The organism is Mesorhizobium sp. M1182, assembly GCF_040318335.1.
GTDB lineage: Bacteria > Pseudomonadota > Alphaproteobacteria > Rhizobiales > Rhizobiaceae > Mesorhizobium.
The window spans coordinates 203,835-230,317 of sequence record NZ_JAMYMD010000007.1; the positions used below are offsets into that span (position 1 = coordinate 203,835).

At 62.6% G+C, this 26,483-nt stretch carries 28 protein-coding genes; 8 read left to right on the plus strand and 20 right to left on the minus strand.

Annotated elements, in window-relative coordinates:
• Nucleotides 1-110 precede the first annotated feature (110 nt).
• Entirely contained in the window at nucleotides 111-1,331 is a 1,221-nt protein-coding gene (locus NKH33_RS11820) for an alanine racemase (RefSeq protein WP_352919576.1), read from the minus strand.
• A 225-nt stretch (nucleotides 1,332-1,556) separates the two neighbouring features.
• Between NKH33_RS11820 and NKH33_RS11825 the strand changes: the two genes are divergently transcribed.
• Nucleotides 1,557-2,474, plus strand: coding sequence for a DMT family transporter (locus NKH33_RS11825; RefSeq protein ID WP_352767723.1), 918 nt, complete (start codon nucleotides 1,557-1,559; stop codon nucleotides 2,472-2,474).
• Between the two features lie 36 nt (nucleotides 2,475-2,510).
• Here the strand turns inward: NKH33_RS11825 and NKH33_RS11830 are convergent, their stop codons facing one another.
• The 4 genes from NKH33_RS11830 to NKH33_RS11845 form a co-directional block, all read right to left on the minus strand.
• Nucleotides 2,511-3,116 carry an RES family NAD+ phosphorylase gene (locus tag NKH33_RS11830; protein WP_352919577.1) on the minus strand — a complete coding sequence of 202 codons (606 nt, stop codon included), beginning with the start codon at nucleotides 3,114-3,116 and terminating at the stop codon, nucleotides 2,511-2,513.
• An 84-nt stretch (nucleotides 3,117-3,200) separates the two neighbouring features.
• Nucleotides 3,201-3,638: an antitoxin Xre/MbcA/ParS toxin-binding domain-containing protein gene (locus NKH33_RS11835; protein ID WP_352501077.1), complete on the minus strand. Its 438-nt coding sequence runs from the start codon at nucleotides 3,636-3,638 to the stop codon at nucleotides 3,201-3,203.
• 605 nt (nucleotides 3,639-4,243) lie between these two features.
• Complete coding sequence (gene metF, locus NKH33_RS11840) at nucleotides 4,244-5,161, minus strand: methylenetetrahydrofolate reductase [NAD(P)H] (RefSeq protein WP_023676795.1); 918 nt, start codon at nucleotides 5,159-5,161, stop codon at nucleotides 4,244-4,246.
• Nucleotides 5,161-6,183, minus strand: a complete 1,023-nt coding sequence (locus NKH33_RS11845) for an ArsR/SmtB family transcription factor (protein WP_352501078.1) — start codon at nucleotides 6,181-6,183, stop codon at nucleotides 5,161-5,163. The genes metF and NKH33_RS11845 overlap by 1 nt, the downstream gene beginning before the upstream one ends.
• A 142-nt stretch (nucleotides 6,184-6,325) precedes the next feature.
• Between NKH33_RS11845 and tsaA the strand changes: the two genes are divergently transcribed.
• Nucleotides 6,326-6,844, plus strand: coding sequence for a tRNA (N6-threonylcarbamoyladenosine(37)-N6)-methyltransferase TrmO (gene tsaA, locus NKH33_RS11850; RefSeq protein WP_352769080.1), 519 nt, complete (start codon nucleotides 6,326-6,328; stop codon nucleotides 6,842-6,844).
• Nucleotides 6,844-7,155, plus strand: coding sequence for a DUF2293 domain-containing protein (locus NKH33_RS11855; RefSeq protein WP_352769083.1), 312 nt, complete (start codon nucleotides 6,844-6,846; stop codon nucleotides 7,153-7,155). The genes tsaA and NKH33_RS11855 overlap by 1 nt, the downstream gene beginning before the upstream one ends.
• A 293-nt stretch (nucleotides 7,156-7,448) precedes the next feature.
• Here the strand turns inward: NKH33_RS11855 and NKH33_RS11860 are convergent, their stop codons facing one another.
• The gene (locus NKH33_RS11860; RefSeq protein WP_352681828.1) at nucleotides 7,449-8,066 is read right to left on the minus strand and encodes an MOSC domain-containing protein; all 618 of its coding nucleotides are present in this window, start codon (nucleotides 8,064-8,066) and stop codon (nucleotides 7,449-7,451) included.
• Between the two features lie 206 nt (nucleotides 8,067-8,272).
• On the opposite strand from NKH33_RS11860, the gene NKH33_RS11865 reads away from it, so the two are divergent.
• On the plus strand, nucleotides 8,273-8,839 hold the full coding sequence (locus NKH33_RS11865; protein ID WP_352471529.1) for a methyltransferase family protein: 567 nt from the start codon (nucleotides 8,273-8,275) through the stop codon (nucleotides 8,837-8,839).
• An 85-nt stretch (nucleotides 8,840-8,924) separates the two neighbouring features.
• Here the strand turns inward: NKH33_RS11865 and NKH33_RS11870 are convergent, their stop codons facing one another.
• The 6 genes from NKH33_RS11870 to ettA all read right to left on the minus strand — a co-directional run bounded on the left by NKH33_RS11870 (nucleotide 8,925) and on the right by ettA (nucleotide 13,606).
• Nucleotides 8,925-10,046 carry a beta-ketoacyl-ACP synthase III gene (locus NKH33_RS11870; RefSeq protein ID WP_352919582.1) on the minus strand — a complete coding sequence of 374 codons (1,122 nt, stop codon included), beginning with the start codon at nucleotides 10,044-10,046 and terminating at the stop codon, nucleotides 8,925-8,927.
• A 121-nt stretch (nucleotides 10,047-10,167) separates the two neighbouring features.
• Complete coding sequence (locus NKH33_RS11875; RefSeq protein WP_352919585.1) at nucleotides 10,168-10,506, minus strand: hypothetical protein; 339 nt, start codon at nucleotides 10,504-10,506, stop codon at nucleotides 10,168-10,170.
• Nucleotides 10,507-10,611: 105 nt separating this feature from the next.
• Complete coding sequence (tam, locus tag NKH33_RS11880) at nucleotides 10,612-11,403, minus strand: trans-aconitate 2-methyltransferase (protein ID WP_352919588.1); 792 nt, start codon at nucleotides 11,401-11,403, stop codon at nucleotides 10,612-10,614.
• The gene (locus NKH33_RS11885; RefSeq protein WP_352919590.1) at nucleotides 11,400-11,744 is read right to left on the minus strand and encodes a type II toxin-antitoxin system RelE family toxin; all 345 of its coding nucleotides are present in this window, start codon (nucleotides 11,742-11,744) and stop codon (nucleotides 11,400-11,402) included. Before NKH33_RS11885 ends, tam begins: the two co-directional genes overlap by 4 nt.
• Nucleotides 11,665-11,898 (minus strand): type II toxin-antitoxin system RelB family antitoxin, encoded by a 234-nt coding sequence (gene relB / locus NKH33_RS11890; RefSeq protein ID WP_352471524.1) that lies wholly within the window; start codon nucleotides 11,896-11,898, stop codon nucleotides 11,665-11,667. The genes NKH33_RS11885 and relB overlap by 80 nt, the downstream gene beginning before the upstream one ends.
• A 58-nt stretch (nucleotides 11,899-11,956) precedes the next feature.
• Nucleotides 11,957-13,606 carry an energy-dependent translational throttle protein EttA gene (gene ettA, locus NKH33_RS11895; protein ID WP_352453385.1) on the minus strand — a complete coding sequence of 550 codons (1,650 nt, stop codon included), beginning with the start codon at nucleotides 13,604-13,606 and terminating at the stop codon, nucleotides 11,957-11,959.
• Nucleotides 13,607-13,950: 344 nt separating this feature from the next.
• Here ettA and NKH33_RS11900 point away from each other — a divergent pair, with 344 nt between their 5' ends.
• Nucleotides 13,951-15,246, plus strand: a complete 1,296-nt coding sequence (locus tag NKH33_RS11900) for a GGDEF domain-containing protein (RefSeq protein ID WP_352919593.1) — start codon at nucleotides 13,951-13,953, stop codon at nucleotides 15,244-15,246.
• A gap of 27 nt (nucleotides 15,247-15,273) precedes the next feature.
• Here the strand turns inward: NKH33_RS11900 and NKH33_RS11905 are convergent, their stop codons facing one another.
• From NKH33_RS11905 to NKH33_RS11920, 4 genes are all read right to left on the minus strand, one after another.
• Nucleotides 15,274-15,888, minus strand: a complete 615-nt coding sequence (locus tag NKH33_RS11905; RefSeq protein ID WP_352820350.1) for a hypothetical protein — start codon at nucleotides 15,886-15,888, stop codon at nucleotides 15,274-15,276.
• A gap of 73 nt (nucleotides 15,889-15,961) precedes the next feature.
• The gene (locus NKH33_RS11910; RefSeq protein WP_352919596.1) at nucleotides 15,962-16,975 is read right to left on the minus strand and encodes a ribonuclease T2 family protein; all 1,014 of its coding nucleotides are present in this window, start codon (nucleotides 16,973-16,975) and stop codon (nucleotides 15,962-15,964) included.
• A 120-nt stretch (nucleotides 16,976-17,095) separates the two neighbouring features.
• Complete coding sequence (locus tag NKH33_RS11915) at nucleotides 17,096-17,545, minus strand: MarR family winged helix-turn-helix transcriptional regulator (protein ID WP_352681842.1); 450 nt, start codon at nucleotides 17,543-17,545, stop codon at nucleotides 17,096-17,098.
• Complete coding sequence (locus NKH33_RS11920) at nucleotides 17,542-18,327, minus strand: alpha/beta fold hydrolase (RefSeq protein WP_352539492.1); 786 nt, start codon at nucleotides 18,325-18,327, stop codon at nucleotides 17,542-17,544. The genes NKH33_RS11915 and NKH33_RS11920 overlap by 4 nt, the downstream gene beginning before the upstream one ends.
• 267 nt (nucleotides 18,328-18,594) lie before the next feature.
• Between NKH33_RS11920 and NKH33_RS11925 the strand changes: the two genes are divergently transcribed.
• From NKH33_RS11925 to NKH33_RS11935, 3 genes are all read left to right on the plus strand, one after another.
• Nucleotides 18,595-19,530, plus strand: coding sequence for an alpha/beta fold hydrolase (locus tag NKH33_RS11925; protein WP_352539491.1), 936 nt, complete (start codon nucleotides 18,595-18,597; stop codon nucleotides 19,528-19,530).
• A 78-nt stretch (nucleotides 19,531-19,608) separates the two neighbouring features.
• Nucleotides 19,609-20,784, plus strand: coding sequence for a CaiB/BaiF CoA transferase family protein (locus tag NKH33_RS11930; protein WP_352505567.1), 1,176 nt, complete (start codon nucleotides 19,609-19,611; stop codon nucleotides 20,782-20,784).
• Nucleotides 20,781-22,430 (plus strand): thiamine pyrophosphate-binding protein, encoded by a 1,650-nt coding sequence (locus tag NKH33_RS11935; protein ID WP_352919599.1) that lies wholly within the window; start codon nucleotides 20,781-20,783, stop codon nucleotides 22,428-22,430. Before NKH33_RS11930 ends, NKH33_RS11935 begins: the two co-directional genes overlap by 4 nt.
• Before the next feature lie 40 nt (nucleotides 22,431-22,470).
• Here NKH33_RS11935 and NKH33_RS11940 read toward each other — a convergent pair whose 3' ends face one another.
• The 4 genes from NKH33_RS11940 to NKH33_RS11955 form a co-directional block, all read right to left on the minus strand.
• Complete coding sequence (locus tag NKH33_RS11940) at nucleotides 22,471-22,914, minus strand: CHRD domain-containing protein (protein WP_352851539.1); 444 nt, start codon at nucleotides 22,912-22,914, stop codon at nucleotides 22,471-22,473.
• A 147-nt stretch (nucleotides 22,915-23,061) separates the two neighbouring features.
• Nucleotides 23,062-24,033: an ABC transporter substrate-binding protein gene (locus tag NKH33_RS11945; RefSeq protein ID WP_352471510.1), complete on the minus strand. Its 972-nt coding sequence runs from the start codon at nucleotides 24,031-24,033 to the stop codon at nucleotides 23,062-23,064.
• A 40-nt stretch (nucleotides 24,034-24,073) separates the two neighbouring features.
• The gene (locus NKH33_RS11950) at nucleotides 24,074-25,210 is read right to left on the minus strand and encodes an ABC transporter permease (RefSeq protein ID WP_352851540.1); all 1,137 of its coding nucleotides are present in this window, start codon (nucleotides 25,208-25,210) and stop codon (nucleotides 24,074-24,076) included.
• Nucleotides 25,207-26,085 (minus strand): ABC transporter permease, encoded by an 879-nt coding sequence (locus NKH33_RS11955; RefSeq protein WP_352919603.1) that lies wholly within the window; start codon nucleotides 26,083-26,085, stop codon nucleotides 25,207-25,209. The genes NKH33_RS11950 and NKH33_RS11955 overlap by 4 nt, the downstream gene beginning before the upstream one ends.
• Nucleotides 26,086-26,483 lie beyond the last annotated feature (398 nt).

The following is a 26,483-nucleotide window of genomic DNA, read 5'->3' on the forward strand; positions in this document are numbered from 1 at the left end:
GTGAATGGTGAAAAGAATAGCACCGGAGCCGCATTGAGCACCAGAATTACCACTATTCATTTATTCACTATTCACTATTCACCATTCACCATTCACTATTCCACCATCCACTAATCCGCCATCGTCTCCAGGCTGGCGAACCCCTGCGGCGCATCGCCTTCGTCGAACGGCGTCGCCACCTCGACGAATGTGTCGGGATAGAAGCCGTTGAACCGTGTTCTGAGCGACAGCGAATAGGCGCCGATATGGCCGATCTCGATCCAGTCGCCGGTATCGACTGTCTCGGGCAGCCAGAACGGCCGCGACAATATGTCGACGGAATCGCAGGTCGCGCCACAGACCTTGAACGGCACGATGGTCTTGTCCTCGCCATTGCGCGAGCGGATCGCCGGATCGGGGATGAAGCGTGCCGGCAGCGTGATCTTGCCGGTCCATGAATCCGACAGCGATGCCCAGATGCCGTCATTGATGTAGAGCCTTTTGCCCTTGCGCAGCAGCACGCGCACGATCAGCGACAGGCAGCGCGCCACGATCACCCGGCCGGGCTCAGCCACCAGCGGCAACTGGTCGAACTGGTACTCCTGGAGGTCGCCCGACAGCCGCGACATGATCTGGCCGAGCGACGGCATTTCCGGCTTGCGGCTGTTCGGATCATGACCGTATTCGGCGGGAAAGCCGCCGCCGACATCGAGCCCGGCAACGTCGAAGCCGACGCGGTTGCGCACCCAGTCGGCGGAGGCCAGCGCCCGCTCATAGGTGTCGGGATCCTCGATCTGGCTGCCGACGTGAAAGCACAGCCCGACCTTGTAGCCCGTCCGGTTCAGCCGTTCGGCCAGTTCGACCGCATTGGCCGGTCCGGCGCCGAACTTCTTCGACAGTTCGTAGGCCGCCGAGCCTTTCGTCTGGATGCGCACGAACACGGTGATGGCGCCCGGATCGATGTCGAGCGCCCGCACCACCCTGGTCAGCTTGGTGACCTCGTCCTCATGGTCGAGCGAAATGACGCGGATGGCGTATTTTTCCAGCGCCAGCCTGATGTCCGACTGCGCCTTCACGGGGTGCATGTAGAGCATCTCGGCGTCCGGCGAGACGGCGCGCACGGCGGCGAATTCGCCGGGCGAGGCCACATCGAAGGCACCGACGCCGGCCTCGACCAGGGCGTTGAGCACGATCTGCTCGCCATTGGTCTTGACCGCATAGGCGGTCTTGCCGGGAAACATGCCCATGAACTGTTTGGCGTCCGCCTTCAGCACCTGCGGGCGGAAGCAATAGATCGGATCGTCCGGGCGAAGCGCCAGCGCTGCCTCGCGGGCATTTTCGAATCGCTGCATGGACGAATCCCTTGACTGAGGCTGCGCACAATTAATCCAAGCTAGCGGCTAATGAAAACAATTCTATGTCTCGCCGCCCTGGCTTCGCGGCGCTACGCCGGTGCTGCACGCCGGTTATGAGCGAGCTAGGCCATCGCTCAGGTTTCGGGTGGCCCTTGCGGCCGGATCGGGTATGGCGTGAACAGACGCCTGAAGAGGAAGGCATCTCGTCTGGGAGGACGACCAATGGCGATAGCTGCCACCACCACGATGCGCGGTCCGATGGTGCTCAAGGACTGGGCGCAGCTTCTGCTGCTCGGCGCCATCTGGGGCGGCTCGTTCTTCTTTGCCCGTATTGCGGTAGCGGAACTTCCGCCGCTGGTGCTGGTGCTGTTCCGCGTCACCATAGCTGCGATCGCGTTGCAGCTCTATCTTGCGGTCCGAGGCCCGTCGTTTCGCCTCGCCTTGCCGCATGCCGGCCTGTTCTTCCTGCTGGCGCTCGCCAACAACGTCATCCCTTTCTCGCTGATCTTTGCCGGCCAGACCAAGCTTGGCGCCGGTGTCGCCTCGGTGCTCAATTCGACGACGCCGTTCTGGACGCTGATCCTCGCCAACGCCCTGACCAGCGACGAAAAGCTGTCGTGGAACAAGCTTGCCGGCATCGCCCTCGGTATCGCGGGAACGGCGGTGATGATCGGCCCCGGCCTCGTCGCCGGGCTCGGCGGTCCGGTCTGGGCGAAATTCGCGCTCATCGGAGCATCGCTATCCTATGCGGTTGCGCTGATGATCGCCCGCCGCTTCAAGGGTGTGCCGTCACCGGTCATTGCCACCGGCCAATTGACCTGCTCGACCATCATTATGATCCCGGTCGTTCTGTTCACCTATGATGCCGCCAATCTGTTTTCGGCCTCGCCGCCGGTCTGGGCGGCGGTGCTGGCACTGGCGCTGCTGTCGACGGCCTTCGCCTACATCCTCTATTTCAATCTCGTCGCCTCGGCCGGCGCCACCAACGCCTCGCTGGTCACGCTGATCGTGCCGGCCAGTGCCATCCTGCTCGGTTTCCTGTTCCTGGGCGAGCGGCTCGAACTGTTCGAACTCGGCGGCATGGCGCTGATCGCCCTCGGCCTCGTCACCATCGACGGTCGCCTGTTCGGGCGGCGTTAGAGATGGCGCAGCGAAGTTGTCGCTCCCGATCGTGCGCTATATGGGCGTGATCGCGGGAACAGATGAACCCTGCCATTCCAGACGCCAGATACCGCCTTGCCTGAGATTCTGAACGAGATCGGGAAGGAAGGCGGCAAGGCAGGTCCCGCCGACATGTCTCACGGAAGGATACACAAGACCGGTCGCGGCGTCTTGCTTGCGGAGTTGCTTCGCCAGCGCCTGACCGGCAGGATAGGCTAAGGCGGTATCCGGATCGAGCACCGGGTCCTTGCTGAACTCAGCACCGCGCAGATCGTGAAACGAGCCTATGAAGTCGGCAACGAGCTCCGCGTAGTCGGTGACGTTTTCAAACCGTTCGATTGCGGCAAGCTCGCGCGTCAGATGAAAAGAGACCTCGCCGAGCGCGGTTTCCGCATCGAACCCACAGTACCAGACGCCCCTGGCATCATCGTTGAAACGATTGCCGCCCGGACGGGTGTAAGCGAAAGCCGCATTGATGAAGGTGTAGCCCGGCCTCCCGAAAACCAGTTCGCGCGGATCGAGGTCGGGCAATCCCCCTTGCTGCGCCTGAAGACGGCCGCTGGTGGCCCCTTCGAGCTCCGCAAGGTCCTCCAAATCTCCATGATTCCTGGCCAACGGCATCAGGACCGGTTCCTTGAGCCTGCCTGTCGAAATCAGCCGGATCGTGTCGCGCTGGGAAATGTCAGCGCGCGGCGGGATCTGCATTCAAAGTCCACCGCGCAAAGCGTCGATGTGTTGGCGAACCTGCAGCAGCTTCGGAATGCCGCCCTCGATCATCACGTCCAGGGGGCGCCGGCCACCATAAAGCGGCCCTTTGTTCGGCAACCGCACCCATTCATCGGCAAGCGCTTCGGAGAACAGAAGCCGCAGTCCCTTGAAGATGCCGATCAGGGCGCTGATGCGTGTCAGCGAATCCTGGGAGAGAACGCCCTCCCACTCGCCTTTCTTCATGCGGAACCAGGTTCTCTCCGACACGTCGCCGATCAAGGTACAGATCTCGGTGCTGGTCAGATGCCAGATGTCTGCGAGCCTGACGATGCCGGCAACAGCCGCTGGCGTGAGCCGCGCCCGTGCCGAGGCATCCGCCAGATTTGCCGGCAAAGCCTGATTTGCAGGATCGCGAACCGCATAACCGACACTCATTCCGGCCTCCATCACTTGGCAGACAATATACTGCCAATTGGCAGAAAATTCAAGTCCTGGCTATCTCACAACGCTGCCGGTTGCCCACCGCATTCGTATAGCGTGCGTATAGCGTGCAGCATCCGGTTGGATGCGCAAAGGATGCGTCGAATCTTCAGTCGTTCCGAAAATCGATTCCGATTTCCGCCGCGGTAGCGCTGCCATTCTCGCTGCTGCCACGGCTTTGCCACAAATTATTCACAGGTCCCGGGCCGGCTTTTGACAAAGAGTTTCAATGCCTAACGGCAAACGGCAGGTCGCAAATTCCACAATCTCGTCGCATTGCAGCAAAGTTTCTGCTTGCCTGTGGCACAAATGACCCTAGACTCTCGCCATAGCTCTTTAAGAGGAGGCTATGACATGGGACTGACGAGGCCGATCAACGCATTGATGATTTGTGCTGCGTTTGCATTCATCGGCGCCCTCATTATGGGCGTCCTTCCATAAGGCCGCTGAGCGGGGGAAGACCAGCACCGAATACTCCAAACCATTTGAAAAGGCCGGGCATTTTGCCCGGCCTTTTGCATTCCCCCGATCTTTGACATTTCAAAAAGGAGCTTGCCGCCTTACGCCGCGGCTGATCCCGCCGCCTCGACTTCGTGCGACCTGATGCCGATCATGTGGCAGATGGCGAAGACCAGATCGGCTCGGTTCATCGTGTAGAAGTGGAAATCGCCGACGCCGCGCTCGACAAGGTCCAGCACCTGCTCGGCGGCCACGGCAGATGCCACCAGCGCATGCGTTTGCGGATCGTTCTGCAGCCCATCGAAACGCTCGGCCAGCCATGCTGGCACCAAGGCGCCGCACCGCGCCGAGAAGTTGGCGACCTGGGTGAAATTGTGCACCGGCAATATGCCCGGCACGATCGGTATGTAGATGCCGGCCCGCCGTGCCCGCTCGACATAGCGCTCATAGAGATCGTTGTCGAAGAAGAACTGGGTGATCGCCCGCGTCGCTCCGTTGTCGGCCTTGCGCTTCAGCATATCGAAGTCGGTGGCGAAATCCGGGCTTTCCGGATGCTTTTCCGGATAGGCCGAGACCGATATGTCGAAATCGCCGGCGCCCTTCAGCGCATCAACCAGTTCGGCGCCATTGGCATAGCCTTCCGGATGCGGCCGGTAGGCCGCGCCGACGCCCTCGGCCGGATCGCCGCGCAGGGCGACGAAACGCTTGACGCCCATATCGGCGAACTCCCGGATCACCGCATCGACCTCGTGACGCGCCGCATCGACGCAAGTCATGTGCGCCGCCGGCGTCAGCGTCGTTTCATTGAGGATGCGCTTGACGGTGCGGGCCGTCCGCTCGCGGGTCGAACCACCGGCGCCATAGGTGACCGAGACGAATTTCGGCTTGAGCGGCTCAAGCCGGGTGACCGTGTCCCACAGCCTTGCTTCCATCTCATCGTTTTTCGGCGGAAAGAACTCGAACGAAACCCTGACCTTGTCGCCGATGTCGGGGCGGCGGGAGAAGCGGAACTGGTTCATCAGGCGGTTTCCCCTATCGGATACGCATTGGCCGGTTGTCTGTCGTTGGAAGGCTCGGCAATCAGCATGCGCCGATCGCGGCCGAGCCAGAGTTTGACGGTGAGCTTGGCCTCGTTGCCGCCGCGCGGCTCGAATTCCTGGCTGTCCTCGAGGTCGAGGCCGGCCTCGGAAAACCAGTCGCCAATCTGCCGGTCGGAAAAGCCGAGACGCATATGCGCGTGCTCGTCGCGCAAGAACTCCAGCGTGTGCGGCGCGAAATCGACGATCACCAGCCGGCCGGCCGGGCGCAGCAGACGCGCTGCCTCGCGGATGGCGCGGGCGGGATCGTCGAGATAGTGCAGCACCTGATGGATGGTAACGAGATCGAAGGCGTCGCGTTCGACCGGAGGCGCGAAAATGTCGCCCTGGCGCACCTGCGCATTCGAAACGCCGGCCTTGTCGAGATTGGCGCGCGCCACCGTCAGCATCTCGCGCGACATGTCGATGCCGACACCGCGCCGATAGAGCGGCGAAAATATCTCGAGCAGCCGTCCGGTGCCGGTGCCGAGATCGAGCATCGACTGGAACGGCCGCTTGCCGACGAGCTTGATGAGGGCTGCTTCGACGGCGCGATCCGGCACGTGCAGCGAGCGGATATGGTCCCAGCTTGCGGCGTTGACCGAGAAATATTCGGCGGCCCGGTCCTGCCGCTTGCGCTTGACTGCGGCCAGCCGTTCGAGATCACGCTCGACCTGCGGATCGGCGCCGCGGATGCCGGAGACCAGCCTAAGCACGAAATCGCGCGACGCATCGGAATCCGATAGCCGGAAGAACGCCCACGAGCCCTCCTGGTAGCGGCCGATCAGCCCGGCCTCCAGCAGCAATTTCAAATGGCGCGAGACGCGCGGCTGCGACTGGCCGAGGATTTCGGTGAGATCTGAAACGGTCAGATCGCCGCGCGACAGCAGCGCCAATATGCGCAGCCGGCTGGATTCCGCCGCCGCCTTCAATGTATCTACCATCGTGTCGAGAGCGACATGCATGCGAGCATTCTCTTTGAAAAGATATAAACATATGTTTATGTCGGTTTGGATAGGCTTGCAAGCGCTATGTCGCTTCCGGACAAGAAAATGACGCATGCGTGGCGGATCGCGCAAAAACGGACGCATGATCGGGGCGAGAACCATGTTCGAGACGCGCAGCGGCGAAAAGCTCCTGGAAACCGACCCGGCAACGATGCCGCCGGATGGCCATGTCGTCTTCATCGGCCGCATCGCTTCGCCTTGGATCACGCGGGAGACTTGCCCCAAAAACATGAAGGCGGCGCGGGAGACGGAACAGCCGGCGCACTTGGTCATCGACCCGCTTTATCGGGACGGCTTGCTTGGGCTGGAACGCGCCAGCCACGTGATCATCCTGTCCTGGCTGCACCATGCGCCGCGGCAACTGATTGTCCAGAAACCCCGCCATGCGGCTGAACCGAAAGGCGTCTTTTCGCTGCGCTCCCCTGCCCGGCCGAACCCAATTGGGCTGCATGTCGCAAAGCTGGTTGCCGTCGACATCGACACCGGCCGCGTCGATCTCGATGCCATCGACGTGCTCGACGGCACGCCGGTCATCGACATCAAGCCTTATTTCGCCTCGACTGATGCCTTTGCCGATGCGACCATCGCTGGGCGGGACGAGCCAGGGCCGGTGGAGTGATGAGCGCGCCGACCGGCCGCCGCCGCGCTATCGCCAAGGCGCTGACAGCGCTGCTGCCGCTGGCGCCCTATGCCGACATGGAGAAGATCCGTGCCGATGCCGGCGCCGTGCACATGAAGACCTTGCCGCCGAGCATTGCCGTGTGGCTGGCGACAATAGCCCACATCCGCCATATGCACACCGACTACGAAAAGCTGCTGGCCGAAGGCTATGACCGCGATTCCGCGCGCTTCTTCGTCATCGAACAGACCAACAATGTGCTCACCCGCTGGCGCGCCACCCGTCTGCTCGACGATGAGGATGAGGCGTAGAGAATGGCAGGCACACGCGTCGAGTTCTACGGCGCTTCACCGTTGTGATTGGCGAAATTGAAAGGTGACGGCCAATCTCCCCCCTCGTGGGGGAGATGTCCGGCAGGACAGAGGGGGGCGCTGTCCCGCCGACCTCAGGTCGGCAGCATCGGAACTTTCAAAGCCTGAAATAAAAAACCCGCCTCGCGGGCGGGTCGTTGGAGCCCAATTGGCACCATACCCAAATTAGTAGCATAGCTGCCGGCACAAAGCAAGAACAAAATACGCCGTGACTAGAGGTCGCCTTGCCTGGACTAGGCCCGGTAAATCCACTGCTCGGGCACGCGTACCGATATCTCCTCGCCGGCCGCGATCGTGCCGGGCTTCTCGACCCAGGCGACGAGCCCGCGCAACCGCTTCGCCGCCTTCGGGAACAGCAGCGCGCCGGCCTCATGGTCGGCCATCCCGGCATTTTCGGCGACCGATCGCCCGGCGATCCGGCAAGGCCCGTTCTGCGCGTCGACCTTGACGGTCGCGCCGCCTTTGAAGAACAGCAGCGTGCCGGACGGCAGCATGGAGAGGCGCGGCAGGCCTTCGATCAGGAGATTGGCGCCGATCCATTCCGGCTTGATCTCGGCGATGCCCATCCGTTCGGCGACGATTGCCAGTTCGTCCGCAGCCACGATCGACAATTGCCGTTCGTTGCGCATCTCGGTGCCGCGCCGATACCAGGGTTCCCGCCCGCCGGAGCGCCGCGTCGTGCCGGCATGGAAATCGCCGTCGATGCCGTCGAAACCGAGTTGCAGCGTATCCACCGCTCGTGTCTCAAAACGATCGAATGATGCGAGATAGAGCGCCGCCACCCTGGCGGCGAGTTTTCGCGACGGGACGATCTCGACCGGAGTTTCGGCTTCGGGAAACATATCCGGCATTGGTTTCATTCCTAGCTGCCGGATGCAGTTAGCCGAAGTCGATTCATAGGGTCCAGTCGAAAGCGTTGATGCTCCAATCAAGACGGCTGATACGGGTCGGCACCACCAGCGTCCTGGTTGAATCAGCCTCGTGCAAAGCGTGCCGCATTGCTGCCGCGCTGCATCGGTTGATAATATCGATCAGGTCAAGCCCGCGGAGGTTTATCATGCATCCCGCATCGGCAATCGCACAGCTCTGGCTGCTCTGGGTGGTTTCATGGGCCGCGGCCGCCTTCTGGGCCGACCGGGCCGAAAAACGCGCCGGCTTCGGGGTGGAGCTTCCATCCCGCGCCGTCATGGTGCTCGGCACGATCCTGCTCTTCATCCCGGCGCACGGTTATGCCGGCCCGCTGAGGCTTTGGACGCCGAACCTTGCCGAAGCGTGGATCTGCGTGGCGCTGATTGCCGCCGGTCTGGCATTTGCCTGGTGGGCGCGGCTGCATCTTGGCCGCCTGTGGTCGGCCACGGTCACCGCCAAGGCCGCGCATCGCGTCGTCGACACCGGCCCTTACCGGCTGGTCCGCCACCCGATCTATACCGGCCTGCTTCTGGCGATCCTCGCCACCATGGCGGCGAAAGGCACTGTCTGGGGCGTTGCCGGCGCCATCCTCATCACCGTCGGCATCGTCATGAAGGCAAGGCTGGAGGAGCGTTTTCTGCGCGGTGAACTGGGTAGCGCTTACGACGACTATGCCAGGCGCGTTCCGATGCTGGTGCCGTTCGCGCCGGGCTAATGCATGTCGCCCAAAAGCATGCCCTCGGGCTTGAACCGAGGGTGTGCAGTGGTTTTGGGACAACGACATGCGTAAAACAAAAAATCTAAAGCATGCGCAATAGCGCGCCGCCGATCGAGTAGCCGGCGCCGAAGGCGCAGAGCAGGCCGTAGTCGCCGGCCTTCATGTCGGCATGATTCTCCGACAGGGCGATGATGGCGCCGGCGGCGGCGGTGTTGCCGAGGCGCTCCAGCACCATCGGCGCGCGGTCGTGGTCGACGTCATGGCCGAACGACAGTTTCAGGATCATGGCGTTCATCCGCGCATTGGCCTGATGCAGCCAGAAGCGCCGGATCGCTTGCGGCGTCAGCCCGTGCTCGGCCAGGAATTCGACGATGAACTTGTGGCCGGCGACGGTGACTTCCTTGAACACCTTGTTGCCGATCTGCTTGATCAGATTGCCTTCCAGATCGATCATGTACGGATCGTCCTGGGTGGCGCGGGTATAGTAACCGAGATTGGTGCGGATGCTGTTCGACATCTGCGTCCAGGCGCGCGTATCGAGCACCTCGAAGCGGCCCGGCCGCTTCTCGCCCTGGGCGAGCCCTTCGACGACCATCGACACGGAAGCGTCGCCGAAGATGAAATGCGTCTGCCGGTCGCGAAAATTGAGGTGACCGGTGATGATCTCCGGCGTCGTCACCAGCACGCGTTTATGCGCCCCTGCCCGTACCAGATTGACGGCGATGTGCAACGCCGCCGCTGCCGAAGAGCAGCCAAGCCCCATATCGAAGCCGGCGCCTTTCGTGCCCAGCGCCTGCTGCATTTCGATGGCGATCGCCGGATAGGGCCGCTGATGGTGCGAGGCCGAGCAGATCACCAGGTCGATGTCGCCAGGCTTCAGCCCGGCATGATCGAGCGCCTTGCGGGCCGAAGCGATGCCGAACTCGGCCTCCAGCGACAGCGCATCGTCGGGCCGCGCCGCGAAACGCGGCGCCATGCGGGTCGGATCGAGGATGCCTTCCCGTTCGATGACATGGCGGGTCTGGACGCCCGAGGCATGGACGATGAAGGCACTGTCCGATTTCTGTACCAGCGGCTCGCCCGACACCTCGCGGCGGACGTTCTCCATGTCCACCCAGGCGTTGAAGCTGGCGACGAGTTCCTCATTGGTGATCAAGGCTTCGGGGATTTCAACGCCGATGCCGCTGATGATGACGCGATGCATTTCCAGTTCGTCCCGTGCGCAGGCGTTGCGGCTTCATGTCGACGCCGCAAAAAGCTCGGCGCAACCTCTTTTGCACCTAGCCAGTTTATGCCCGTTTAAATCAAGTCCCTGGGACGGGTCTTTACCAGGCGCAGAGCTTGGTATTGGTCTGCGGGTTGTTCCAGCAGGCACCGTCATCGCCGCTGCGCACGAATTGCCCGGGCAGCGGCACGTTGCGGCGGCCGAGATTGACATAGCCATAGGCAAAACCCGGTCCGTCGATTTCCAGGACGTAGGTCGGATAACCCGGCGCCGAGATGCGAAAGCTGCCGGCATCGTCCAGCGCCCGATAGCTGCACGAGAAATAGCCGTCGTCGCTGGTGAAGCAGCGCGCTCGCTTGGCCTCCGCCGATAGAGACAAGGCAAGCACAGCGGCCGCACAAATGCTGCCGCCGAAACCCATCTTTTTCAGTGTCATCATCCACCCCCATGGCCCATAAAGGGCCGTGCCCCAGCGAGATGCGCATGACGGCGAAAGCCGGTCAAGCATCCGCTGCTGGCTGTTTTTGGGTGTAGCTAAGCGTTTCTAAGCGGAACGCCGCGCCACGATGAAGAGACGGGGAAAGCGCAGCAACACCTTGCCGCTTGCCGTTTTCGGATAGGCTTCGCTGATCCCGGCCGCGTAGCGCTTCAGGAAAAGCTGCCGCTCGTTTTCGTCGAGCGGATCGAGGAACGGCTTCAGCCCCGTCGATTTCACCCACTCGACGATCGCCTCGGCATCGGCCAGCGGATGGTTGTAGATCGTGTGCCAGATATCGAGCCGATCCGAGAATGGCGACAAAAGGTCGTAATAGAACGCGACCGGCGGCAGCGGCGCGCGGGCCGCGCGCTCGAGCTTTTCGGCAGACGGCATCTCGGCCGCGGTCTCCCGCATCAGCCGGTGCGAAGGTTCGGCCATATTGTCCGGCATCTGCACGGCAAGCGCGCCGCCGGGCGCCAAAAATCCCATCAGCCGCTGGAAGACCGCCGGATGCTCCGGCAGCCATTGAAACACCGCATTGGCAAAGATCACGTCGACCGGTTCGGTCGGCTGCCACGCCGCCGCATCCGCCAAGGCAAAGCTGACACCGGGCAGGCGCGCCCTGGCCTTCTCGATCATGTCGGGCGAGGTATCGAAGCCGCTGATCTGCGCCCGCGGCCAGCGCTCGACCAGCAATTCGGTCGAATTGCCCGGCCCGCAGCCAATGTCGACCACCCGGCGCGGTTCCGGCACCGGCACCTGCGCAACGAGATCGCGCGCGGGGCGGGTGCGCTCGTCCTCAAACTTCAGGTAGAGGGCGGCGGACCAGTCGGGTCTCACCTTCGCGACTGTATTCATCGATAGACCTCGCGACGGTCGCCTACTTGAACCACCCAAATCGCGACAGCGCTATCATCGATCCTTGTCAGAATTCGGAATGAGCCCACACGATATTTCCAGAGACCTGCCAGTGGTCCTGTTAGCGCTTCGCCAAGTTCGCGTGGATTATCGCGCGAGGCGAGCCTGTTTTCCAGGAAGTCCACAATCCGACGCTGATCGGACCTTTGCAATTGGAGATATCCTTCAGTGCACGCTTCTCGACACGAATTGTCCACACGATCAACCGTCACTGCGGTCGCTTGCGTCCAATCCCAGTCGTTCCTTAGCTTCGGCCAGAGAAAGCCATTCACCTTCACCATCGTTAAGGCGCTCGAGGGCGATTAGTCCGTCTTCCAGATCCTGAATTTGCTCGACAATGGCCTCAACGACTACGTCATGTTTTGTCCGGCCAGTTTTCCTTGCGACGATCTCGAGGCGTTTTTCCAGCGCGGTAGGAAGCTCGACATTAAGCATGTTTATCTCCTTCCGGTAATTCTACGAGCAGCCTGGGGCGCTTGCAACCAATCCGTTGTTACCGCGTCAGCCGCTTATACGTCATCCTATGCGGATTGACCGCCTCAGGCCCAAGCCGGCGGATCTTGTCCTGCTCGTAATCCTCGAAATTGCCTTCGAACCATTCGACGTGGCTGTCGCCCTCGAAGGCGAGGATGTGCGTCGCCAGACGATCGAGGAACATGCGGTCGTGCGAGATGATGACGGCGCAGCCGGCGAAGCTCTCGAGCGCGTCTTCGAGTGCGGCCAGCGTTTCGGTATCGAGATCGTTGGTCGGTTCGTCGAGCAGCAGCACATTGCCGCCGGTCTTCAGCATCTTGGCCAGATGCACGCGGTTGCGCTGGCCGCCGGACAGGTTGCCGACCTTCTGCTGCTGGTCGCCGCCGCGGAAATTGAACGACGCGCAATAGGCGCGGGTGTTGGCTTCGAACTTGCCGAGCTTGACCACTTCGGCGCCGCCCGAGATCTCTTCCCAGACCGTCTTGGTCGGGTCGAGCGCGTCGCGGCTCTGGTCGACATAACCGAGCTTGACCGTCTCGCCGACGCGAATGGTGCCGGCATCGGGCTTTTCCTGGCCGGTGATCATGCGGAACAGCGTCGTCTTGCCGGCGCCGTTCGGGCCGATGACGCCGACGATGCCGCCCGGCGGCAGCTTGAATTCGAGATCGTCGATCAAAAGCGTGTCGCCAAAGCCCTTCGACAGGCCCTCGACCTCGATCACCACATTGCCGAGCCGCTCGCCATGCGGAATGACGATCTGGGTGTCGCTCGGACGCCGCTTGTCGGCTGCATCCAGCAGATCCTGGAAGGCCTGGATACGGGCTTTCGACTTGGTCTGCCGGGCTTTCGGGCTGGACTGGATCCACTCGCGCTCGCGGCCGATCGCCCGCTGGCGCGCATCGTCCTCGCGGCCTTCCTGCTTGAGCCGCTTGGCCTTGGCTTCGAGGTATTTGGTGTAGTTGCCTTCGTACGGGATACCGCGGCCGCGATCGAGCTCGAGAATCCAGCCGGTGACATTGTCGAGGAAGTAGCGATCGTGGGTGATGATCATCACCGCGCCCGGATAGGCGCGCAGATGCTTTTCCAGCCACGCCGTCGTCTCGGCGTCGAGATGGTTGGTCGGCTCGTCGAGCAGCAGAAGGTCGGGCTGGCGCAGCAAGAGCTGGCAAAGCGCGACGCGACGGCGTTCGCCGCCCGACAGCTTGGTGACATCGGCCTCCTTGGGCGGGCAGCCGAGTGCCTCCATCGCCATCTCGACCTGCTGTTCGAGATCCCACAGGTTGAGCCGGTCCATCTCGTCCTGCAGCTTGGCCGACTCGTCCGCCGTCTCGTCAGAATAGTTCATCATCAATTCGTTGTAGCGCTCGATGATGGCGGTCTTGGCGGCGACGCCTTCCATGACGTTTTCGAACACGTTCTTGTTCGGATCGAGCGCCGGCTCCTGCGCCAGGTAACCGACGGTAGCACCCTCGGCCAGCCAGGCCTCGCCGCTCCACTCCTTGTCGATGCCGGCCATGATCTTGAGGATCGTCGACTTGCCGGCGCCGTTGGGGCCGAGGATGCCGATCTTGGCGTCCGGGTAGAAGGACAGATGGATGTTCTCGAGCACCTTCTTGGTGCCGTAGGCCTTGTTGAGGCCGGCCATGTGATAGATGAACTGGCGTGCCACGCGCGCTTTCCCTGAAAAGTCGACTGATGTCGGATTGGATGGAAGTTGGGGGCTATGTAAGCGATGCGGCCCCGAACGGCAAACAGTTTTGGCCCTAAAGCAATTCCAGGAAAAATGTGAAACGGTTTTCCGTCCGGAATTGCGTCAAAACAAAAAAGATGGAGCGGTTCAGCGGTTCCGTGAAACGATGACCCGCTCCAGGCGGATTTGGTCGCACCCGCAAACGCTTAGCCGCTTCATTTCGTGCCGGCGCCCAGGCGAAAGCTCCGGTTAATCATTCCGCGTCAAACAATGTTGGATGGGAAATCGCTGGCAGCCGCGATTTCGGGGAGAGAGATCGGGCCGTGTTGAACAGTTTCCTGCTTTTTGCCGAAGCGGTTCTCTATTTCGGCATCATGGTCACGCTTTTCCGGTTCAGGGGCCGCATCGGCCTCGGCGTCTTTGTTTGCGCCCTTGGCGTCATGCATTTCCTGGAAACCTATCTCGCCAGCGTCTTCTACGTCGCGCTGCCGTTCGGCATGGTATCGCCGGGTTCGGCCGTGCTGTTTTCCGGCAAGCTGGTGATGCTTCTCCTGCTCTACATCAAGGAGGACGCGGCAACTGTCCGGCAGCCGATTTACGGCCTGCTGCTCGGCAATGCCCTGATGGTCGGGCTCGTGCTGATCCTGCGCCTGCACGACATCGCACTGCTGCCCGACGGCAAGCTTCCCGACATCGGCTTTATCGATGAGATGGGCTGGCTGATGGTGTGGGGCACGACACTGCTGTTCGTCGACGCCATCCTGATCATTCTGCTCTATGAAAAGCTCGGCAAATACCTGCGCAAGGCGCTTTTCACCCGCATCCTGGTCTCCGTCGCCTGCGTGCTCACCTTCGACCAGGCAGGCTTTTTCACGGCGCTGCATTTCGTCACCGGTGCGCCGGTCGCGGTGTTCTTCGGCGGCTGGTTCGCCAAGATGGCAGCGGCCCTGGTCTACAGCACCATGCTGGTCGCCTATATCAGGTGGTTCGAGGCGCGGCAGGTGCCGGCGCCGCGCGGGCTTTCCGACATTTTCGACACGCTGACCTATCGCGAGCGCTATGAGGCGCTGGTCGAGCATGTTGGTCGCGACGGCCTCACCGGCCTCCTGCACAGGGGGCGCTTCGACAGCGATGGCGAGGCCGCCGTTACCGCCAGCCTGCGGACCGCCAGGCCGCTCAGCCTGCTGATCATCGATGTCGACCACTTCAAATCGATCAACGACCGCTTCGGCCACGCCGAGGGAGACAAGGTGCTGAAAGCCCTGGCGATTTTGCTTGGCGAACTTGTCGGGACCGAAGATCAATTGTTCAGGATCGGCGGTGAGGAATTCGCCATCCTCGGCTGGCGTCCGCAGCCGCTCGCCAGGCTGCTGGGTGAAACCGTCAGGCAAGCGGTCAAGACGTCCGCGAGCACCAGCCGGTTCGACATTACCGTCAGCGCCGGCATCTCGACGGTCAGCGAGACGACCCGTTGCCTTGCCGATCTCTTTGCGCTGGCCGACCAGCGTCTCTACAAGGCCAAATCCACGGGACGCGATCGCGTTGTCGGGGAACCGGGCGGCAACGAAGCAGACGCCCGCAACACATGGACCAGGCCGGAGCGCAGCGCCGGCGCGTAACGCTGCCCAGGCCTGCGATTGGCTCAATCAGGATTGTTTGCGCCGCTGCCATCCGCCGATCGCAACCGAAACCGCCATCAGCGCGATCGCCAGCCATTTCAACGCGGTAATAATCGGGCCGGCTTCGATATCGTAGGCAATGAACAGAAGAATGCCCGGTACCAGCAGGCCGCAGAGCACGAGCGTGATCCGATTGATCTGCCATGACACTTTTGCCGCAAGCGCCTGGTCGCCGGGCACGGCGACAAGCGCGGCCCGCATTGCCTTCGGCGCCACGAGCGTGGTCGAAAGACGCAGCGAAATCGGCAGGCCGATGCCGATGATCAGGAAGGCGCATGCCGCCAGGAGCAGCGAAAACTTGAGCGCACTGGTTTCGGCCGGTACCGGGAACAGCAGCGCCGCCAGCGGCAGGAAGACACAGAACATCCCGAGCGCGGCGATGGCGATGAAGATCGCCGCGTTGACCAGCGTAAACAATTGGTAGGTGCCGCCGCCGACGGGTTTGGCGAGCGTGGTCATGCGAGCCCACTCCACTTCGGTGTAGGAAAAGCCCGGCCACTCCATATGGCCGTCGCGGATCGCCGTCATGCCCTTGGCCCAGAACGCCAGCCGCGCCAGCGCGCCGCTCGTCATACCACTCATCGCCACCCCCTATGAATGATGCGCCCGGGATCATACCATCCCCGGTGCAAAGCGACAGTCGCGTACGGCCTGTTTACTGGAACCCGACGGCATCGACCGCGCCCTTCGGGCAGCCGGCCTTGGCTGTCGGCGCCGAGGCAAGCAGCAGGGCACCGAGCGAAGCGTTCGGAGCGATCGGGCCGGTCAGGCCGAGCGTCAGTTCGCCGATCAGCCGCCTGCCGTTCGAAGGATCGACCACGCAGGACACGCGGACCCGGTCGCCCGCGCCTTTGCCGAAGGCACTGTCGAAGGTGCTGCGGATCTGATCGGATGTCAGTTGCTTGCCGATGTTCTTGATGAAGAGATCGCGCACCGGCGACGCATTCATCGCGCGCATCAGGTTCAAGGCGTCGGCGAAATACTCCTGCTGGCTCTTGCCGTAGCAGGTGCCGTGCTTGATCCACTCATGCCTTTCGAGGGCGGACGCGGTGCCCGGCATCACCTGGTCGAGTTCCGCTCGCGTTTTCGGGTCAAGGGTGACCGGCGGCAAATCCCGCCAGTGTGCCGGATCGTCGTTCGCCTTGTCGCTTGCCGCGACCTGGCAATAGAAATTTCCGTTCGGCTGCGGCCACAACCCATGCAAGGTGAAGTGGGTCGCATCGAAACCGGCGGCGGTCTGCGCACGGCATTCGGCCTTGCTGGATTTGGTCTCGCAGAAAGCCGGCTGCCAGCTCAGCGCGAAGACATATTCCGGCTTTCCGGACGCCGATGGCTTGTTCGGCTCGGCAGGCGCCGGTGCAGCCGGCATCGTCGACGCGCTGCCGCCCGAAACACGACCGCAGCTGATCTTGACCCAGCGGCGCTCCGGATCGGCGCCCGGCACGCGAATGAGGTAGTGGGTGGGCGCGTCCTTGTTGCCGGCCAGCAGATCATAACTCTGACCAGCCGCGGTCGAGACATTGCCGGGATTCTTGCCGCTCTTGATCGCCTGCGTTGCCGGACAGGCGGCATCGGCGACGAAAGAGCCGGTCATCTTCACATCGGCCCGCGCCGCGCTTGCGCCAGCAAACGCAAGAAACACCGCCCCCCATATCGCCCAAATCCGCATTCCGGCACTCCTCGTGATTCACGCCGCAAGCTAGAAACTTGCGACATGTCAGAATTACGATTTCTTTCGCCGGCCGTAAAAACAATCGCCAGCGCATTGAGACGGCTCGCGCGTGGTCGATCAGGATCCGCCCGCCTCCACCCGTTCCGTCAGGGTGCGCAGCAGATCAAGCGAGGCTTTCAGCACGTCGGCGTCCATACCCTCCGAAACGCGGTTCGCCCAAACATGCTGGCGTGTGCCGATATTCTTGACCGCTGCCCGGCCGGCATCGGTTATCGACAACAGCTTGGCGCGGCGATGCGCCGGGTTGTCGGCGTAGGCGGCAAGCCCCTCCGCAGCCAGTATGTCGGCCAGCCGCTGTACACTCTGACGGGCGAGACCCATGTCGCGGGCGATGTCGGCCACAGATTTCGGCTCCTTCAAAACTGCACCCAAAACCTGCCAGCGCGCTGCCGTCAGCCCGGTTGGAGCGGCCAGCCGGTCGGCCGCATCCAGAAAACTGCCGTTCATCCTGAACACGGCAAGCACCAGTTCGGTGAGCACATTTGCCGCCTCGGTCCTGGTCGTCATTTCTGACCGGCCTCGATGGTCGCGACGAAATTATTAACGGCTTCGGCTACGACCTCGGGCTTGTCAAGCATCACCCAATGGCCGCTGCCCGCCACGATCTGGCGCGGAATGTCCGTGCGCAGCCGGTAGAGCGCGGCTGGAGTGTCACTGGCCTCGGTAGCCAATACGAACATAGGCCCGCGATACGCATCGAGTGCCGGCTCCGGGTTCCATTCGGCCAGTGCCTTGCCGACACCTGCCCTCGCCGCCGGATCGACCACTGCCGCATCGGCCAGAACACGCTGGCGAACAACCGCGTTAGGGCCGGCAATCGACGTGTAATAGGCGTTCAGGACATCACGGCCTTGCGGACCGGCCAGATCGCGGACAAAGCCGTCACGAATCGCCTGCGGCAGCGCACGAGGATCGGTCGCCGGGTCGACGAGCAAGACACCGGCGACCCGGTCGGCATGGCTGGCGGCATAAGCGAGCGCCACGCCACCGCCGCCGCTGTGCGCGACAATGAGAAACCGCTTCAGGCCAAACGCGTCGGCCACGGCACCGACATCCATTGCACGACCGTCATAACCATAGTCACCGTCCTGCGCCGGCGCGGAGGCGCCATGACCGCGAAAATCGAAGGCTACCGCCTCGCGGCCTTCGACGGAGAGCTGCATCACCCGGTCCCAGTGGGAAGCGCGGCTGCAATCTCCATGCAGGAACATGATCGGCAGGCCATTGCCGGCGTTGATCCTATAAGTGGCAAGCTGGCCTTGCGGGCCTGGAACAGTGGACGTCATCATGGTCATCTCCCTGGTTTCCTGACTGAACGCAGCAATCCCTGACAACAGAGTGGCCGTCGTGAAGGCGAAGCCCGCCAGCAAGATTGCACGCCGCGAAATGGCCCCGGTGGTTTTCATAGTCTTACCCCCAATCTGCCGCTGACCATTTGACAGCATGCTGTCATGTAATCACATTGACAGCATGCTGTCAACTACCGTCGAATGGGTACCCTACGTCCCTTGACGTCGATCGCTGCGTCGCCCAACAGTCGCCGACGGGAGCGAGACATGCCATTTGACAAGCAGAGGATGCTGGCATCGCCGACCGGCGCCGAGCTCAACCTTTATGTGAAACACGCCATCGGCCAACCGCGCGCCATTGTCCAGGTCAATCACGGGTTGGCCGAGCACGCGGCGCGCTATGCCCGTTTCGCCGATTTCCTTGGCGAGCGCGGCTATCAGGTCTACGCGCACGACCACCGTGGCCACGGCGCCACCAAGGCGCCCGACGCGCCACCTGGCAGGTTCGCCGATGCGGATGGCGGTGCCAAGGTCATCGCCGATGTCGCCGCCGTCCATGATCTCATCGCCAGGGAACAGCCGGGCCTGCCGGTCATCATCTTTGGTCACTCCTTGGGCGCGTCGGTCGCGCTGAACTTTGTCCTCCGCCACTCGGCGCGCATCCATGCCGCCGCGATCTGGAACGGCAATTTCTCGGCCGGACTGCTCGGCCAAATCGCGCTGGCCATGCTTGGTTGGGAAAAGTTCCGGCTTGGCTCAGACGTGCCGTCGCGCCTGCTGCCCCGGCTGACGTTCCGGGCCTGGGGCAAGGCGGTGCCCAATCACCGGACGCCGTTCGACTGGCTGTCGCGCGATGCCGCTGAAGTCGAGAAATACATCGCCGACCCGCTTTGCGGCTGGGATGCATCGGTGTCGATGTGGCAGGACATCGTCATGATGACGCTGCATTGCGGCAGCGACCGCAATTTTTCCGGCGTGCGGCGCGACCTGTTCGTCAATCTGGTCGGAGGCGAGCAAGATCCGGCCTCGGACGGCGGCAAGGCGGTCAGCCATCTTGCCGGCCGGATGCACATGATGGGTTTTTCGAATCTCGTTTCAAAGGTTTACGCCAAAACCCGCCACGAAAGCCTCAACGAGGTCAACCGAGACATCATCATGGAGGATTTTGCCGCCTGGGCCGACCGCGTGCTGAGGGCACAGTGATACTGGCCCATTGCAAGGGCCGTGACAGCGGCGCGCGGGATTGATAGAGGCTGCGCTTTCGATCAACCACGGTGATCCATGACTGAGCCTCCGCTCAAAGGCATCCGCGTCATCGAACTCGCACGCATCCTCGCCGGGCCATGGGCCGGACAGCTGCTTGCCGACCTCGGCGCCGACGTGATCAAGGTCGAGAGCCCGGACGGCGGCGACGACACCCGCAAATGGGGACCGCCCTTCGTCATCGGCCATGACGGCGAGAACCTTTCGGCCGCTTATTACCATTCCTGCAACCGCGGCAAGCGCTCCATCGCCATCGACTTCTCGACGCCCGAGGGTGCCGAGACGGTGCGCCGGCTGGTCGCGACATCGGATGTGCTGATCGAAAACTTCAAAGTCGGCGGACTGAAGAAATACGGCCTCGACTATGACAGCCTGAGGAAAATCAACCCGCGGCTGATCTATTGCTCGATCACCGGTTTTGGCCAGTCGGGACCGTATGCGCCGCGTGCCGGCTATGATTTCATCATCCAGGGCATGGCCGGCATGATGTCGATCACCGGCGAAGCCGGCCGCGAACCGCAAAAGGCGGGCGTCGCTATTTCGGATGTTTTCACCGGGCTTTATTCGGTCATCGCCATCCAGGCGGCGCTTCGCCATGCCGAGAAGACCGGCGAAGGCCAGCATATCGACATGGCGCTCTACGACACCCAGATCTCGACGCTCGGCAACCAGAACCTCAACTATCTCGTCTCCGGACAGTCGCCGGTGCAGATGGGCAATGCGCACATGAACATCGCGCCCTACGAAGTGGTGCCGGTAAAGAATGGCCACATCATCCTGGCGGTCGGCAATGATGGCCAGTTCGCAAAGTTCTGCGCTGCCGTCGGCCTCGACGAGCTGGCGTCGAACCCTGACTTCGCCACCAATCCCGCCCGCGTCGCCAACCGGGCGAAGCTGCGCGAGCACATGATCGAGGCGCTGAAAGCCTTCGATCGCGACCCGCTGCTGGCCAGGCTCGAAGCCGCCGGGGTTCCAGCCAGCCCGATCAACAACATCGGCCAGATGTTTGCCGACCCGCAGACCATCGCGCGCGGCATGCGGCTCGACCTCGATGACGGCCATGGCAATCTCTTGCCCTCGGTGCGGGCGCCGATGGTCATGTCCGGCACGCCGCTGGTCTATGAGCGCCCGTCGCCGCGTCTCGGCGAACACACCGAAGAAATCCTTGCCGAACTGGAGAGGTCAGGAAAATGAAGACCGGCGGACAACTCATCGTCGATGCGCTCGAAGCCAACGGAACGGACCGTATCTATTGCGTACCTGGCGAATCCTATCTGGCGGTGCTCGACGCGCTGCATGATTCACCGATCCGCACAATCGTCTGCCGCCAGGAGGGCGGTGCCGCAATGATGGCCGACTGCCACGGCCGCCTGACCGGCAGGCCCGGCATCTGCTTTGTCACCCGCGGCCCAGGCGCCACCAATGCCTCTGCCGGCATCCACATCGCGATGCAGGATTCAATCCCTCTCATCCTGTTCATCGGCCAGGTCGCCAGCCACGCCAAAGGGCGCGAGGCCTTCCAGGAGGTCGACTACGTCAGGTTCTTCGGCGATATTGCCAAATGGGTGGTCGAGATCGACGACGCCGCACGCATACCCGAATTCGTCACACGCGCCTTTGCGGTGGCGACGTCCGGTCGCCCGGGCCCGGTCGTCATCTCGCTGCCCGAAGACATGCTGACCAGCCTCGCGGAGGCACCGGACGCCCGGCATTATACCCCTGTTGAGACGCGGCCTGGCGAAGTCGAGCTCGACGCACTGGAACTGTTGCTCAACCAGGCAAAGCGGCCCTTCGTCATCCTCGGCGGTACGCGCTGGGACGCGCAGGCCGTTGCACGGATGCGGACGATAGCCGAAGCCTGGTCGCTGCCGGTCGGCTGCTCCTTCCGCCGCCAGATGCTGTTCGACCATCTCCACCCGAACTATGCCGGCGATGTCGGCATCGGCATCAATCCCAAGGTAGCAACCGCCATCAAGCAGGCCGACCTCGTGCTGCTGATCGGCGGCCGTATGGGCGAGATGCCGTCATCCGACTACACGCTGCTGAAGAGTCCCTACCCCGACCAGACGCTGGTCCATATCCATGCCGACGCCGGCGAACTCGGCCGCGTCTACCGGCCGGCGCTGGCGATCAATGCCTCGCCTGCCGCTTTCGTCGAAGCCTTTGCCGGACGCAAGCCGACCGCAACGCCGGTCTGGGCGGCTGAGGCAGCGAAGCTGCACGCCGCCTATCTCGACTGGTCGACGCCTCCGGAGAGCGGCCCCGGCGCCGTCCAGATGGGGCCGATCATGAATTATCTCGAAACGATGCTGCCGGACGACGCCATCCTCACCAACGGCGCCGGCAACTACGCCACCTGGGTGCATCGCTACCATCGCTTCCGGCGTTTCGGCACGCAGGCAGCACCCACATCCGGCTCGATGGGCTACGGCACGCCGGCGGCGGTCGCCGCCAAGCAGCTTTTCCCCGACCGCGACGTGATCGCCTTCGCCGGCGACGGCTGTTTCCTGATGAACGGCCAGGAATTCGCCACCGCCGTGCAATACGGGCTGCCGATCATCGTCATCGTCGTCAACAATGGCATCTACGGCACCATCCGCATGCATCAGGAGCGCGAATATCCCGGCCGTGTCGTCGCCACGGACTTGAAGAATCCCGACTTTGCTGCTTTGGCTCGTGCCTATGGCGGCCATGGCGAGACGGTGGAAAAAACCGCCGACTTCGCGGCGGCCTTCGAGCGAGCGCGGGCCAGCGGCAAGCCGTCGATCGTAGAGATCCGGCTCGACCCTGAAGCCATCACGCCGACCCGCACGATGTCCCAGATTCGCGACAAGGCCTGACAAAACAGGATGATTGCCCTGTTTTGTCGTCGTGATCTGCCTATTTGGCCTTCTCGATCTGGCCGCGGATCTCGCCGTCCGCGTGGGCCGCGGTGTGGATGTTGACGTAATATTTGCCAGCCTCAAGATCGGTGGCCTGGGCATCGGTCAATGTCGCCGAACCCTTGATCGGGCTCTTCAGCTTGCCTTCGAACGGCACCACCGGATCGGCGTTTTGACCCTTTGCCGCCGGGCCGTGAATGTGTGCGGCCTTCGCCGGCCCGCTGAGGCCGGAATATCTCACGGTCCAGCTGAGTTTCTTGGTGGCGGTGTTGAACCTGAGCGTGGCGGTGCCCTTGCCCTTCGTGGTGACGGGCGGGTTCTGCTGAGCACCATCGAGCGCCGCCGTCATCCTTATGGTTTCGGCCAAGGCCGGTGAAGCAGAGAAGATGGCTGCAGAAATGGCCAGCGCCGAAAGCATCGGCGTGAAGGACTGGATGCGCATGGAAACCTCCGTTGTGACACCCTTGAGGCGGATGCACCGGCACAACGATTTTGCGAGCGGATGTTTCCGCCGGTAACGTTTATTTTACCTCCCACTAAAAAGGGGCGGTCGCCCGCCCCTTTTCCGCTACAAGCCAGTTTGACAGCCCTATTTGATGGCCTTGTCGGTGATCGCCGTCGTGTAGGCGCCGGTAGGCTCCTTGCTGATGATCTTCTGGTCGAGCAGCGCTTTGGCGGTGCGCTCGTAGGTCGCCGGATCGAGCTTGCCATCGGCATTGTCGATCAGCTTGGCGACTTCGCCCATCATGCGCTTCTGGTGGTTCTCGTCCTGGCCGCCATTGTCCATGACGATGCCGGCCGCTTCGTCGGAATGGTCGACGGCGTATTTCCAACCCTTCATCGAAGCGCGCACGAAACGCACCATCTTGTCCTCGAAGGCCGGATCCTTGAGCTTGTCCTCCAGGGCATAGAGCCCGTCTTCGAGCAGATCGTTGCCCATGGCGGAATAGTTGAAGACGGTCAGCTCTTCCGGCTTATAGCCGGCGTCGATGAGCTGCCAGTACTCGTTATAGGTCATGACCGAAATGCAATCCGCCTGCTTCTGGATCAGCGGCTGCACGTCAAAGCTCTGCTTGAGCACGGTGACGCCGTCCGGCCCGCCATCGGTCTTGAGGCCAAGCTTGTTCATCCAGGCATAGAACGGATACTCGTTGCCGAAGAACCAGACGCCGAGCGTGTGGCCCTTGAAGTCGGCTTCCGTCTTGACCGGCCCGTCCTTCGGGCAGACCAGCTCCATGCCGGCCTTCTTGAATGGCTGGGCGATGTTGACCAGCGGCACGCCCTTCTCGCGCGCAGCCAGCGCACCGCCCATCCAATCGACGATGACGTCGGCGCCGCCGCCGGCGATGACCTGCTCGGGCGCAATGTCCGGGCCGCCGGGCTTGATGTCGACGTCGAGGCCCTCGGCTTCATAGAAGCCCTTGGCCTTGGCGACATAATAGCCGGCGAACTGTGCCTGGGTGACCCATTTCAGCTGCAGCGTCACCTTGTCCGCGGCCATCGCCTGGAACGCGGCAAGCGACATCGCGCCGGCCAGCATCGAAACAACAAGTCTTTTCATGTTTTTACCCTCTGAAGTTAGCGCCCTAAACCCACCGCCCCTATCCACCACGGACAGAGGGATGCCAAAACGTGACTGCTCTCTCGAAAAGAGCGACCACGCCATAAAAGACCGAACCCGCAAGTGCTGCAACTGCGATTTCCGCCCACACCATGTCGATGTTCATCCGCCCGACTTCCGTCGAAATGCGGAATCCCATGCCGACCACCGGCGTGCCGAAGAACTCGGCGACGATGGCGCCGATCAGCGCCAGCGTCGAATTGATCTTCAACGCATTGAAGATGAAGGGTGCCGCCGCCGGCAGCCGCAGCTTGAACAGCGTCTGCCAGTAGCTCGAGGCATAGGTGCGCATCAGGTCGCGCTCCATATGGCCGGAGGCGGCAAGCCCGGCGACGGTGTTCACCAGCATCGGGAAGAAGGTCATGATGATGACCACCGCTGCCTTCGACTGCCAGTCGAAGCCGAACCACATGACCATGATCGGCGCGACGCCGATGATCGGCAGCGCCGACACCATATTGCCGATCGGCAAGAGCCCGCGCCGCAGGAACGGCACGCGGTCGGCGGCGATGGCAACAAGGAAGCCGGCGCTGCTCCCCACCACATAGCCGAAGATAACCGCCTTGAAGATGGTCTGCCTGATATCGGCCCCCAGCACCGGCAGCGAGCCGACGATGCGTGCACCGATGGCGCTTGGCGGCGGCAACAGGATGAAGGGAATGCCGGCACCACGCGTCACCGCCTCCCAGATGATCAGGATCCAGGCGCCGAAGATGGCCGGAATGATCAGGCGCAGGGCGGTTGACGCCCAGCGCGACGTCGGGCGAAACGACGACAAGACCGTTACGCAGCGCCAGGCCAAAAACCACGCCGCGACGAGCAGCAGATAGAAGGATGCGCGAGCGCTGCCCTCATTGCCGGTTATGCCGGCGAGCAGCATCCACGCTGCGCCATTCGCGCCAAGGAACAGCAACACCACCCCGATCATCGGTGGAAAGTTGTCGGCCTCGATTGCCACGAGCAGCAAAATGAAAATCAAAACCGCAGTTGCCATGCCGTAACCGGGCGTAGCGCTGACGAGCGGCCAAAGAAGCAGCGCGCCGGCAAGCAGGACAAGCGCTGCATACCCCTGCCAGGATCGAGGCGTGATTGAGGAAAGGTTCAGGATGGAGCTCATGCCGGCCTCCCGCCCATGGCGCGGTCGACAAGGCGCCCGGCGATGCCGACGACCATCACCAGCAGCGCCGCGACCACCGACCCGGCAACCAGAGCCGACCAGATGTCGATGGTCTGGCTGTAGTAGGCGCCGGCGAGCAATTTGGCGCCGATGCCGGCGACGGCGCCGGTCGGCAACTCGCCGACGATGGCGCCGACCAGGCTGGCGGCCACCGCCACCTTCATCGAGGTAAACAGGAACGGCACCGAAGCCGGCACCCGCAATTTCCAGAAGGTCTGCGAGGCACTGGCATTATAGGTGTGCATCAGGTCGAGATGGGTAAGCTCGGGCGAGCGCAGTCCCTTCACCATGCCGACTGCCACCGGAAAGAACGACAGATAGGTCGAGATCAGCGCCTTCGGGATAAGCCCGGTGATGCCGATCGCCGCCAGCACGACGATGATCATCGGCGCCACCGCCAGGATCGGAATGGTCTGCGAGGCGATGATCCACGGCATCAGACTGCGGTCGAGCGTCGCCACATGCACGATGCCGACGGCGATGACGATGCCGAGCGCCGTGCCGAAAGCAAAGCCGAGCAGCGTCGACGACAGCGTCACCCACGCATTGTAGACAAGGCTGCGGTTCGAGGTGATGCTGCGCAGAAAGGTGTTTTCGAAAAAATTCACCGCCACCTGATGCGGCGCCGGCAGCGTCGGCTTCGGCTGTACCAGCGTCTTGCCGATGAATTCCACAATACCCGGTGTCTGATTGGCGCGGCGGTCGAGATCGCGCTGGAACGGCGTGTTGAGGATGACGGCCATGACGTACCAGACGACGACCACGCCCAGGAGGATCGAGGTCACCGGAACGATCTTGTCGCGAAACGAGTCCATCTAGCAGGCCTCGCCGGGTAAGCGCCCTCCTCTCCCCAACGGGGAGAGGGTGACTGGAGCGAAGCGGAGGCCGGGTGAGGGTGACCGCGCTTTTGTCATCCTAGGGCGGAACCGCCGCGAAGCGGCGTGCGTATCGGGAGCGCCCCACCACGCTTTCGTCATCCTAGGGCGAAGCAAGGAGCGAAGCGACGCGGCGCAGACCCTAGGATCCATGCCGTAACCTCCCCGCTCCGCAACGGTGCTGAAAATGGCTCCCTCCACACCGCTCTGGCCGGCGAATATTCTGAACCGCTTGCGCCTTTCGGCTAATGTCACGGCATGATGGGGTGGACGGCGCCCGACGGCATCGGATGTGCCAGAATGAGTTCGTTGAGATCTCAAACAAGGGAGCCGTCCGT

Excerpts from the sequence above, each read along its gene's own strand:
- NKH33_RS11845 (WP_352501078.1), bottom strand. The coding sequence starts at position 6,183 with ATGCATGTCGCTCTCGACACGATGGTAGATACATTGAAGGCGGCGGCG.
- NKH33_RS11930 (WP_352505567.1), top strand. The coding sequence starts at position 19,609 with ATGACTGAGCCTCCGCTCAAAGGCATCCGCGTCATCGAACTCGCACGC.
- NKH33_RS11920 (WP_352539492.1), bottom strand. The coding sequence starts at position 18,327 with ATGATGACGTCCACTGTTCCAGGCCCGCAAGGCCAGCTTGCCACTTAT.
- NKH33_RS11935 (WP_352919599.1), top strand. The coding sequence starts at position 20,781 with ATGAAGACCGGCGGACAACTCATCGTCGATGCGCTCGAAGCCAACGGA.
- NKH33_RS11945 (WP_352471510.1), bottom strand. The coding sequence starts at position 24,033 with ATGAAAAGACTTGTTGTTTCGATGCTGGCCGGCGCGATGTCGCTTGCC.
- NKH33_RS11905 (WP_352820350.1), bottom strand. The coding sequence starts at position 15,888 with ATGAGTGGTATGACGAGCGGCGCGCTGGCGCGGCTGGCGTTCTGGGCC.
- NKH33_RS11865 (WP_352471529.1), top strand. The coding sequence starts at position 8,273 with ATGCATCCCGCATCGGCAATCGCACAGCTCTGGCTGCTCTGGGTGGTT.
- NKH33_RS11940 (WP_352851539.1), bottom strand. The coding sequence starts at position 22,914 with ATGCGCATCCAGTCCTTCACGCCGATGCTTTCGGCGCTGGCCATTTCT.
- NKH33_RS11875 (WP_352919585.1), bottom strand. The coding sequence starts at position 10,506 with ATGATGACACTGAAAAAGATGGGTTTCGGCGGCAGCATTTGTGCGGCC.
- NKH33_RS11925 (WP_352539491.1), top strand. The coding sequence starts at position 18,595 with ATGCCATTTGACAAGCAGAGGATGCTGGCATCGCCGACCGGCGCCGAG.
- NKH33_RS11950 (WP_352851540.1), bottom strand. The coding sequence starts at position 25,210 with ATGAGCTCCATCCTGAACCTTTCCTCAATCACGCCTCGATCCTGGCAG.
- NKH33_RS11955 (WP_352919603.1), bottom strand. The coding sequence starts at position 26,085 with ATGGACTCGTTTCGCGACAAGATCGTTCCGGTGACCTCGATCCTCCTG.
- NKH33_RS11820 (WP_352919576.1), bottom strand. The coding sequence starts at position 1,331 with ATGCAGCGATTCGAAAATGCCCGCGAGGCAGCGCTGGCGCTTCGCCCG.
- NKH33_RS11870 (WP_352919582.1), bottom strand. The coding sequence starts at position 10,046 with ATGCATCGCGTCATCATCAGCGGCATCGGCGTTGAAATCCCCGAAGCC.
- NKH33_RS11825 (WP_352767723.1), top strand. The coding sequence starts at position 1,557 with ATGGCGATAGCTGCCACCACCACGATGCGCGGTCCGATGGTGCTCAAG.
- tsaA (WP_352769080.1), top strand. The coding sequence starts at position 6,326 with ATGTTCGAGACGCGCAGCGGCGAAAAGCTCCTGGAAACCGACCCGGCA.
- NKH33_RS11910 (WP_352919596.1), bottom strand. The coding sequence starts at position 16,975 with ATGCGGATTTGGGCGATATGGGGGGCGGTGTTTCTTGCGTTTGCTGGC.
- NKH33_RS11915 (WP_352681842.1), bottom strand. The coding sequence starts at position 17,545 with ATGACGACCAGGACCGAGGCGGCAAATGTGCTCACCGAACTGGTGCTT.
- relB (WP_352471524.1), bottom strand. The coding sequence starts at position 11,898 with ATGCTTAATGTCGAGCTTCCTACCGCGCTGGAAAAACGCCTCGAGATC.
- tam (WP_352919588.1), bottom strand. The coding sequence starts at position 11,403 with ATGAATACAGTCGCGAAGGTGAGACCCGACTGGTCCGCCGCCCTCTAC.
- metF (WP_023676795.1), bottom strand. The coding sequence starts at position 5,161 with ATGAACCAGTTCCGCTTCTCCCGCCGCCCCGACATCGGCGACAAGGTC.
- NKH33_RS11860 (WP_352681828.1), bottom strand. The coding sequence starts at position 8,066 with ATGCCGGATATGTTTCCCGAAGCCGAAACTCCGGTCGAGATCGTCCCG.
- NKH33_RS11885 (WP_352919590.1), bottom strand. The coding sequence starts at position 11,744 with ATGGTGAAGGTGAATGGCTTTCTCTGGCCGAAGCTAAGGAACGACTGG.
- NKH33_RS11835 (WP_352501077.1), bottom strand. The coding sequence starts at position 3,638 with ATGAGTGTCGGTTATGCGGTTCGCGATCCTGCAAATCAGGCTTTGCCG.
- NKH33_RS11830 (WP_352919577.1), bottom strand. The coding sequence starts at position 3,116 with ATGCCGTTGGCCAGGAATCATGGAGATTTGGAGGACCTTGCGGAGCTC.
- NKH33_RS11855 (WP_352769083.1), top strand. The coding sequence starts at position 6,844 with ATGAGCGCGCCGACCGGCCGCCGCCGCGCTATCGCCAAGGCGCTGACA.